This window comes from Eubacterium sp. AF15-50, from assembly GCF_934835595.1.
In the GTDB taxonomy this organism is placed as follows: Bacteria; Bacillota; Clostridia; order Lachnospirales; family Lachnospiraceae; genus Eubacterium_G; species Eubacterium_G segne.
The window spans coordinates 1-8,647 of the sequence record NZ_CAKVZL010000089.1; the positions used below are offsets into that span (position 1 = coordinate 1).

Annotated in this window: 10 protein-coding genes; 1 reads left to right on the top strand and 9 read right to left on the bottom strand. The window is 34.6% G+C overall.

The genetic code is table 11. From position 1 onward, the window contains the following. Positions 1-123, bottom strand: a 123-nt coding sequence (locus Q5O73_RS08965; protein ID WP_368076756.1) for an OB-fold domain-containing protein, incomplete at its 3' end; no start/stop codon positions are given. A 162-nt stretch (positions 124-285) separates the two neighbouring features. Between Q5O73_RS08965 and Q5O73_RS08970 the strand changes: the two genes are divergently transcribed. Beyond that, positions 286-1,401, top strand: a complete 1,116-nt coding sequence (locus Q5O73_RS08970) for an FAD:protein FMN transferase (RefSeq protein WP_302669515.1) — start codon at positions 286-288, stop codon at positions 1,399-1,401. Positions 1,402-1,414: 13 nt separating this feature from the next. Here Q5O73_RS08970 and Q5O73_RS08975 read toward each other — a convergent pair whose 3' ends face one another. From Q5O73_RS08975 to Q5O73_RS09010, 8 genes are all read right to left on the bottom strand, one after another. Continuing rightward, a complete protein-coding gene (locus tag Q5O73_RS08975; RefSeq protein ID WP_302669516.1) occupies positions 1,415-2,827 on the bottom strand; it encodes a spore germination protein in 1,413 nt (470 codons plus the stop codon). Positions 2,828-2,885: 58 nt separating this feature from the next. Beyond that, positions 2,886-3,701, bottom strand: coding sequence for an RnfABCDGE type electron transport complex subunit B (locus Q5O73_RS08980; protein WP_021952997.1), 816 nt, complete (start codon positions 3,699-3,701; stop codon positions 2,886-2,888). A 10-nt stretch (positions 3,702-3,711) separates the two neighbouring features. Further along, positions 3,712-4,287, bottom strand: a complete 576-nt coding sequence (locus tag Q5O73_RS08985; protein ID WP_186840416.1) for an electron transport complex protein RnfA — start codon at positions 4,285-4,287, stop codon at positions 3,712-3,714. Next, a complete protein-coding gene (gene rsxE / locus Q5O73_RS08990) occupies positions 4,288-4,977 on the bottom strand; it encodes an electron transport complex subunit RsxE (protein ID WP_118588577.1) in 690 nt (229 codons plus the stop codon). After that, the gene (locus Q5O73_RS08995; protein ID WP_302669517.1) at positions 4,977-5,618 is read right to left on the bottom strand and encodes an FMN-binding protein; all 642 of its coding nucleotides are present in this window, start codon (positions 5,616-5,618) and stop codon (positions 4,977-4,979) included. Before Q5O73_RS08995 ends, rsxE begins: the two co-directional genes overlap by 1 nt. 1 nt (position 5,619) lies before the next feature. Continuing rightward, positions 5,620-6,594: an RnfABCDGE type electron transport complex subunit D gene (locus Q5O73_RS09000; RefSeq protein ID WP_302669518.1), complete on the bottom strand. Its 975-nt coding sequence runs from the start codon at positions 6,592-6,594 to the stop codon at positions 5,620-5,622. A gap of 12 nt (positions 6,595-6,606) precedes the next feature. Next, positions 6,607-7,920 (bottom strand): electron transport complex subunit RsxC, encoded by a 1,314-nt coding sequence (gene rsxC, locus Q5O73_RS09005; RefSeq protein ID WP_302669519.1) that lies wholly within the window; start codon positions 7,918-7,920, stop codon positions 6,607-6,609. Between the two features lie 154 nt (positions 7,921-8,074). After that, a complete protein-coding gene (locus Q5O73_RS09010) occupies positions 8,075-8,482 on the bottom strand; it encodes a hypothetical protein (RefSeq protein ID WP_021952991.1) in 408 nt (135 codons plus the stop codon). Positions 8,483-8,647 lie beyond the last annotated feature (165 nt).

Below are 8,647 nucleotides of genomic sequence, written 5' to 3' on the forward strand. Positions count from 1 at the left end.
GTCAAGTACATGCCCGGGCATAAAGATTCCGTAACCAATTCCGTTATTATCTATAATTACTTTGTCATTTTCAATATTCTCTACTATACCTTTTATATAAGAAATCATTTTAAATATCCTCATTAACAATAAATATAATTGTTTCGTAAAATCAGTTATTTGTACGACCACATTATAATAGCATATATCAATTTTTTATACAAATCTATCTTATTTATTATCGAAATTTTAAGATAAATATGCTATATTAAATTAATGAATGAATAATGAATCGGAGATAAATTTATGAAAAAGGACAAACTTAAGAAATATTTAAAATCGTTTGTAATATTTACACTTGTTGCTTCGTTATCAGTATCAATATCAGGATGCAGTAAAAAAGAAGAGTTTCCCCTTTCTCTTACTAACTTTTGTTTTGATACTACTATTACAATTACCATTTATGAATACGCCGGGGAATCGGAAGCCCAGGATATTATAAATGAATGTTTCGGGTTGTGTAATCATTATGATAAAATGTTTAGCACAACAAAAAAAGACAGTGATATTTCAAAAATTAACCAAAGCAAAACAAAGGGCTGCAAAGTTAATCATGTTGTATCGGATGTAATAAAGGACAGTATTAAGTACAGTAAAAAATCAAAAGGAGCATTTGATGTTACAATTGGAGGACTTTCAGATATGTGGAATGTAACAGGGGATAATCCTACAGTTCCTGATGATAAAAAAATTAAAGAAGCCATTAAACATGTAGGCTATAAAAACATAAAGTGTGAAGATGAAAAAGTAACTTTAAAAGATGGTGAAACCCGCCTTGATTTAGGAAGTATTGTTAAGGGATTTGTTGCTGACAAACTTAAAAGCTATATGATTTCAGAAGGGGTAAAATCAGGGATAATCGATTTAGGTGGTAACATACTTACCATAGGTGGAAAATCTGATGATGAACCATTTGTAATAGGGATTAAGAATCCTTTTTATAATAATGACATAACACCAACAGTAAATGGTAATGAAGATTACATAAAAAATAACGATGAATATTGTCTTAAACTTGATGTATCAGATAAATCTGTAGTAACGTCAGGAATTTATGAGAGATATTTTAAAAAAGATGACAAAATATATCATCACATACTAGATACTTCTACCGGGTATCCTGTGGATAATGATTTAGCTTCGGTAACTATAATTTCAAATTCATCTGAGGCCGGGGATGCATTAAGTACAACAGCTTTTATTATGGGGCTTAAAGATGGAATGAATCTGATTAATAAAACCCAAAAAACTGAAGCAGTTTTTGTAACTAAAGGCGGAAAAATACATATGTCAAAAGGACTTGAACAAACAGAAGATGGTGATGTTATAATAGAAACAACTACTTCATCAGAAAAAGAATGAGACTGGGATGGTCTCATTCTTTCTTTTTTATTGACACCCTGAAAAAACGCAACATAAATTTCTTAAAGTCAAAGGGAAATAAAGGGTATATATAGCTTGTCTGGGCTATGGTTCTGTTCAAAGCAATAGTTAGTAATGTGAAAACACATCCTATTATCATTCCCCACAAATTAAATAACTGGGTAAGAATTAATATTATTATCCTTAAAAATTTAATGGAATATGCCAGCTCATAATTTTCATGGGTGAAATTGGCAATGGCAACCACTGCCATGTACAGCATGGTTTGCTGGTTAAACCATCCTGTATTTACTGCAAACTCACCGATTATTATGGCAGCAATTAAACTTAAAGGGGTATTTAATGTGCTGGGAGTATTTATTGCCGCTAATTTTAAACCATCAATAGCAAGCTCTAACAATAAAAGCTGCCAGAAAATGGGGACAAATTGTACATCTGTAATTTTGGTAAATTCAAGCCAGTCCGGTAACAGCCCCGGATTGTTTGCATATAGCAAATAAAGAGGGGTTAAAATTAATGACATAACTGTAATGAAGGCACGGGCAAGTCTTAAATAAGTCCCTGTAATTGGCGGAAAATAATAATCATCTGCTTCTTCTATTACATCAAAAATAGTTGTCGGTAAAATCATTGCGGCAGGGGAATTATCCACTAAAATACATATTTGTCCTTCTAACATTTCAGCAGCCACAGTATCCGGTCTTTCAGTATATCTGAATTTAGGAAACGGATTAAACCAATGACCTTTATGAATACATTCCGAAAGGCTTTCCTGATTCATAGGCAACGCGTCTGTTTTAATATTTTCAATTTGTGATTTTATTCTTTTTAGAAGTTTTTTATCAACCCTGTCTTTCATATAACAAAGGGCTATATCCGTTCTGGAACTTTTTCCGGCTCTAAGTATTTCACACATATATTCAGGATTTCTAATTCTCCTTCTTATAAGCGCTGTGTTTAATACTAATGTTTCCACAAAGCCATCCCGTGAACCTCTAAGAACCTTGTATTTTTCAGGCTCCTGAACATTTCTTGCAGGATATTTCCTTACGTCAATTAGCATTGCCTTATCATATCCGTCAATTAACAGGCATACCACTCCTGAAAGAAGCAATGTAAGAACATTATATTTATCGTCATATAAGTCTATTTGTATAAAAGGAATTTTATTATCAGCGAAATCTTCCACCGGTACATTTAAATCGGAAGGCTCAATACCTGTAAAAAACTCCTGGACTTTCTGTATTAAATCATTGTCGCAAAATCCGTTTATATAATACATTACGGCTTTCTTTCCACCAACAATAAAATTACGCTTTAAAATATCAAAGCTTTCATCAATATATAATATTTCATCAAAAGTATTAATGTTTTCAACAATATTTTTATTAATAAATTTTTCCATAAAAAACCTCACACCATTACTAGTGTGAGATTTTTTAGAAAATTTATTCAATTTTTAATTATAGTTTTTCAATAACTTTCTTTGGACACTTTTCGGCACATACACCACATTTTTTACATTTATCCTGCATAATTGTTGCCAGATTATATCCAAAATCAATAGCCTGCACAGGGCAGTTCTTTGCGCATAGTCCACAGCCAATGCAACCTGCACTACAAGCCTGCATTACATCCCTTCCTTTATCGTGGGAACTACATTTAACCATGTATTTAGTATCAGCAGGTATAATTGAAATTAAATTCTTAGGACATGCTGCAACACATTTGCCACAGGCCTTACATTTTTCGCTATCAACTATTGCCTTGCCGTTTACTACGTGTATGGCATCAAATTCACAGGCTTTTACACAGCTTCCAAGTCCTAAACAGCCATAACTACAGGCTTTTGCACCTCCACCGGGAATGTTTGCAGCATCCTGACATGACATATTTCCATAATAGTTATATTTATCTTTGGCTTTTTCACAGTCACCGGAACAGGCAACATAAGCCACTTTTTTAACTACGTTAGCTTCAACTCCCATTATGTCTGCTATTATCTTTGCAGTGCTTTCGCCACCTACAGGACAGGCTGACGGATCACATTCTCCTTTGGCAATGGCTGATGCTAAGGCATCACATCCGGCATATCCACAACCACCGCAATTGTTACCGGGTAATGCTTCTCTTATGGCAACTTCTTTTTCATCTACTTCTACTGATAAGAATTTGCCGGCAATACCCAGTGCTATACCAATAATCAAACCTACGCCACCAACAATGGCAACGGCATATAAAATTCCTGTCATTGTTGTACTTAATGCTAAAATTTCCATATATGCCTCCTTATACAACACCGGTAAATCCGGTAAATGCTATAGCCATAAGTCCTGCTGAAATAAGTACAATAGGTGTACCTCTAAAAGGTTTTGGAATATTATTGTTTTCTGATTTTTCTCTTATTCCTGCAAGAATTACAATTGAGATTAAAAATCCAAAGGATGTACCAAAGGAACATGCCATGCTTTCACCAAAATTATAACCGTTATCTATATTTGAAATTGCTACACCAAGTACGGCACAGTTGGTTGTAATTAAAGGTAAATACACTCCAAGTGCCTGATATAATGGTTTAACAAATTTCTTTAATATCATTTCAACTAACTGAACTAAAGCTGCAATTACAAGAATAAATACAATGGTTTGTAAGTATTCAAGATTAAGGGGTGTAAGAATAGCGTAATAAACACCATAGGTAACTGCTGATGCAATCATAATTACAAAGATTACTGCAGCTCCCATTCCCGCAGCAGTATCAGTTTTTTTAGAAACCCCAAGGAATGGACACAAACCTAAAAACTGACTTAATACAACGTTATTTACCAGTGCAGCTCCCACTGCAATTAACATACAATTAACCATTTATGCCTCCTCCTTTTCATCTTTAGTGCAATTGGTAAAATCACTGCCACAGCCTGTGCATCCTGCACACCCCTGTTCACACTGGAGTTTTCGTGGCTTCTTTCCATGGCTGATTCTTATCTGGTTCTGAATTGCAATAAGGGCAGCTAAAATAAAGAATGCTCCCGGTGCCATAACGAAAATACCTATACCGTCCCATCTAGGAATATTAATTCCAAGAATAGTTCCTGCACCAATTATTTCTCTAAAACCTCCAAGGAGTGACAAGGCTATTGTAAATCCAAGTCCCATTCCCAAGCCGTCAAATAATGCCGGTATAGGAGGATTCTTTGAAGCATAGCTTTCTGCTCTTCCTAAAATAATACAGTTAACAACAATCAGTGGTATGTAAATCCCAAGAGACTGGTTAAGAGATGGAAGATATGCTTCAAGAAGAAACTGTAATATAGTTACAAAACTAGCTACAATAACAATAAATGCCGGTACTCTCACTCCGTTAGGAATGACTTTTCTAAGAAGTGAAATTACGAAGTTTGACAAAACAAGAACTGCCATTGTACTAAGTCCCATTCCTGCTCCGTTTATCATGGAAGATGTAACAGCCAGTGTCGGACACATTCCAAGAATAAGGACAAAAGTAGGATTTTCCTTAATAATACCGTTATATAAACGCTCAACACATCTGTTCATTAATTAGCACCTCCTGTAATATTTTTCACACAGGCAATTGCAGCATTTACACCATGTGTTACCGCATTTGTGGTTATTGTTGCACTGCTTATGGCATTAATTTCATTATCAGCTGAAGCTCCTGCCTTATTATATTTGAAATAATCAACTTTTTTGTTTTTAAACTGGGACATAAATGAATCTTCTTTCGCTTTCATTCCAAGTCCCGGTGTTTCACTTAATGAAAGGAATGAAATTCCCGTAACGGTTCCGTCTGTTTTTATGCCTACCGTAATTTGAAGGGAACCGCCGTAAGCTTCATTATCCGTAACCGTAACAATATATCCTAAATCATTACCGCTATCATCTGTTGCTTTAACAACATTATCAATGGTGGCATTATAAGCCTTAATTGTGGAAATCCCATTTTCCTTTTCAGTGTTTTTGATTTCCTTAGAAATAGTGTCATTTAATTTTGAATCAAAATCCACAGTATCATATTTAGAAAGTCCCGGCATTACAGCTTCATAGGCCTCAACCATAGTTTTTTCTTCCTGCTTTGCCCTTGCATCTGATGTAACATTGTAAACAAAGCCAAGTCCCAAACCGGAAATTAAAGTTATAACAAATAATATTAATGTATCTTTAAATATTTTGTTCATATTATCTGCCTCCCTTCTGTTTTACAATACCAAAAGCTCTAGGTATTGTATATTTTTCAATAAGAGGAACAAGAAGGTTACAGAATATAATGGCAAAAGATACACCTTCTGCATTTGCTCCAAAAGTTCTGAATATAGCAGTTAAAAGTCCAAGACATATGCCATAAATATACCTGCCGCCCTTTGTAATAGGTGATGTAACATAATCAGTTGCCATAAAGAAGGCACCAAATATTAAACCGCCACCGCAAAGCTGCTGGGCTAAAAATACAGGGTCAGATGACTGATTAAATAACATAATACATACAGCAAATACAGCAATATATGTAAGAGGTATTCTTACGTCAATTATTTTTCTGATAACTAAGTAAGCTGCACCAATTAAAAGTGCAACAATACTTGTTTCACCAATGGTTCCTGCATGATTACCGATAAACATGTCAATAAGTGATGCAGAGCTTTCACCTGCATTTTTTAATGCTGTAAGTGGTGTTGCACTGGTGGCAGCATCAATTCCCTTAACATCCTTAGGATAAAATGCTGTCATGTCACCGGCAAAGGATAAAACAAGGAAACATCTGGCACCTAATGCCGGGTTCATAAAGTTTTGACCTAAACCACCAAAAAGCTGTTTTACAATAATTATTGCAAAAGCTCCACCTAATGCCGCTTTCCAATATGGAAACGTGCATGGTAAATTAAGCGCCAGTATCATACCTGTTACTACGGCACTTAAATCAAAAATCGTTATTTTCTGATCTGTTATTGTTGTGTAAATATATTCCGCCGCGACACAGGAAATAACTGTAATTAATATAAGCAATGCAGAATGAATGCCATATTTGATTCCAAAAAGATTGGTATAATTATATATGCCAAAAGCTGATGTAGGAATCATGGCAATAATAACATCTCTCATTATACTTCCGGTTGTCATTTTAGCCTTTACGTGAGGGCTTGATGATACGTTATACATTATTTGTCACACTTACCCTTTCCTACGTGCTGCCTGCACTTTTCTTTTCATTGTTCTAACTGACTGCGTAATATTTCTATTGGCAGGACAGTTGTAGTTACATGTTCCACATTCTATACATTCCATGCCATGCATTTTTACAAATGCTTCCATATCGTTTGCATCTGCCGCATGGGCAAGCTTGGCACAAATAAGACCTTCCGGACAAACCATGGCGCATTTACCACAGTTTAAACAGTTAGTCATTGTTGCTCTTGAAATTTCATCCTGTTTGAATGCTAACAGAGCTGAAGAACCTTTTATAACAGGAACTTCTAAAGAAAACATCGCCTGTCCCATCATAGGCCCGCCGGAAATGATTTTTTCAACGTTTTCATCCATTCCTCCGGCTTCCTTAACTAACTGTGCGTGACTGGTTCCAAATGGTACCTCCAGGTTGCATGGGCTGTTAATTCCGTCTCCTGAAACGGTAACAATACGTTCCGTAAGAGGTTTGTTGAATTTAACTGCACGATAAATATTATATATTGTATCAACATTATCTACTATACAGCCTGCATCAGCAGGGAGCATTGAGGAATTAATTTTCCTTTTAGTAACAGCATATATAATATGTCTCTCAGAACCCTGAGGGTATTTTGTTTTTAATTCTGCTACACTGATTTTGTCTTCTTTTTCAGTAAGCTTCTTTAAATTTTCTATAACATCAGGTTTATTGTTTTCCACAGCAATAACACCTTTTGCATTTTCAAAAAGCTTAAGTACGATTTTCAAGCCCTCAATTACCTCTGACGGCTGTTCTACAAGTCTTCTATAGTCAGAAGTTATGTATGGCTCGCACTCAGCTGCATTTACAATTACATAATCAATGGATTTGTCATCCTTAGGAGTAAGCTTTACATGAGTAGGAAAGCACGCACCTCCAAGTCCGACTACGCCACAGTCTTTTACAGCTTTTCTAATAGTATCTTTTGACCAGGGTTCATTATTTGGTCCATAATTATATTCTTCATATAAATTGTCATTTTCGATAATGATAGAAAGAACCTTGCTTCCGTTAGGAACTAATCGTTTTTCGATTTTCTTAACAGTACCTGAAACAGATGAATGAATGTTAGCTGATACAAATCCATCTGCACCGGCAATAAGCTGTCCCTTAAGAACTCTCTCTCCCACTTCTACAACAGGTTTCGCCGGTGCACCAATGTGTTGTGATACCGGAAAAACAAGTTCCCCTTCAGGGAGAATTTTTCTTACGGCAACATCTTTAGACAATTCTTTTCCATCATATGCATGAACTCCACCCTTAAATGTTAGAATAGACATTTTTTTACCTCTCTTTGCCATGTTTAAAATAATGATTTAAATATCTAAAATGGTCCTAAAATAATAAAAACCAATAATAAATATAATAATACTTTTTCACGTTATATTCAATGAAAAAGGACTTTAAAATATTACTTTTAAAATATAACAAAGGTTATTCTCCAACCAGCATACAGAAATTAATGTAAATAACTCTTTGTAATATATGTAATAACAATGCGTATAAGAATGAAACAACTATTACTATAACAATATTTGTTAATTTATTATACGAATGGACTACTTTCTTTTTTATGTATATAGTGGATAAGTATGTTCCATATCCAATAAATATCAGGCTTGTTACTAACATACCCATAAGACCGATTTTTGAAAGCATGGGACTTGCAGAATTGTAATATAAATAACTATATTCCGGTTCACCATGTATGTATACCTTATGTAATTTACTTCCTTCCTTTGCCAGTTGATATTCCAATCCGTCTGAGCGATATATATATGTAAATAACATATATATAATAAAATCTAAAGACCAAAGTATTTTATTTATTTTATTTTTCAAAGCTTAAATCCTCCTGCTTTTTCCTATAACGGATAATTGATGAAATATAAATATTATTTTAATCATAACATATTTTGGGTTAAGTAAAAAATCGAGTAGGAGGGAAATTTAACTAAATTTCCCGACCTCTCACACCACCGTGCGTACCGTTCGGTACACGGCGGT

Excerpts from the sequence above, each read along its gene's own strand:
- rsxE (WP_118588577.1), bottom strand. The coding sequence starts at position 4,977 with ATGAACAGATGTGTTGAGCGTTTATATAACGGTATTATTAAGGAAAAT.
- Q5O73_RS08980 (WP_021952997.1), bottom strand. The coding sequence starts at position 3,701 with ATGGAAATTTTAGCATTAAGTACAACAATGACAGGAATTTTATATGCC.
- Q5O73_RS08995 (WP_302669517.1), bottom strand. The coding sequence starts at position 5,618 with ATGAACAAAATATTTAAAGATACATTAATATTATTTGTTATAACTTTA.
- rsxC (WP_302669519.1), bottom strand. The coding sequence starts at position 7,920 with ATGTCTATTCTAACATTTAAGGGTGGAGTTCATGCATATGATGGAAAA.
- Q5O73_RS08985 (WP_186840416.1), bottom strand. The coding sequence starts at position 4,287 with ATGGTTAATTGTATGTTAATTGCAGTGGGAGCTGCACTGGTAAATAAC.
- Q5O73_RS08970 (WP_302669515.1), top strand. The coding sequence starts at position 286 with ATGAAAAAGGACAAACTTAAGAAATATTTAAAATCGTTTGTAATATTT.
- Q5O73_RS09000 (WP_302669518.1), bottom strand. The coding sequence starts at position 6,594 with ATGTATAACGTATCATCAAGCCCTCACGTAAAGGCTAAAATGACAACC.
- Q5O73_RS08975 (WP_302669516.1), bottom strand. The coding sequence starts at position 2,827 with ATGGAAAAATTTATTAATAAAAATATTGTTGAAAACATTAATACTTTT.